The sequence below is a fragment of the Oleiphilus sp. HI0117 genome (assembly GCF_001635235.1).
Genome location: NZ_LWGA01000407.1, coordinates 1 through 462, shown reverse-complemented (window position 1 = coordinate 462; position 462 = coordinate 1). Strand labels below are relative to the sequence as shown.

Below are 462 nucleotides of genomic sequence, written 5' to 3'. Positions count from 1 at the left end.
AACGGAAGAAGGTTTGCTAAAAGCTGAAATCGTTCCAGTAACCGTTAAGTCTCGCCGTGGCGATACTGTGGTTGAGCACGATGAGCAGCCATTCAACGCTAACATCGAGAAAATCCCTAGTCTTCGCGCAGCTTTTGCTAAAGATGGTACCATCACTGCAGCGAATGCTTCATCAATCTCAGATGGCGCATCAGCACTTGTTCTAATGCGTGAAAGCGAAGCTGAAGCACGTGGCCTTAAGCCTGTTGCTCGTATCGTTGGTCATGCTACGCAATCCCAGCACCCAAGTGAATTTACAATCGCTCCTGTTGGCGCAATTGAAAACTTGTTTGCTAAGACAGGCTGGACTAAAGAAGATGTTGATTTGTATGAAATCAACGAAGCCTTCGCAATGGTTGCAATGATGCCTATCATTGACCTAGGGCTTGACCCAGAAACGGTGAACATCTTCGGTGGTGCATG

Annotated in this window: 1 pseudogene; it reads left to right on the top strand. The window is 47.2% G+C overall.

The features are described 5' to 3' along the window. Nucleotides 1-462, top strand: a pseudogene (locus A3757_RS04805) (acetyl-CoA C-acetyltransferase); the annotation flags it as partial.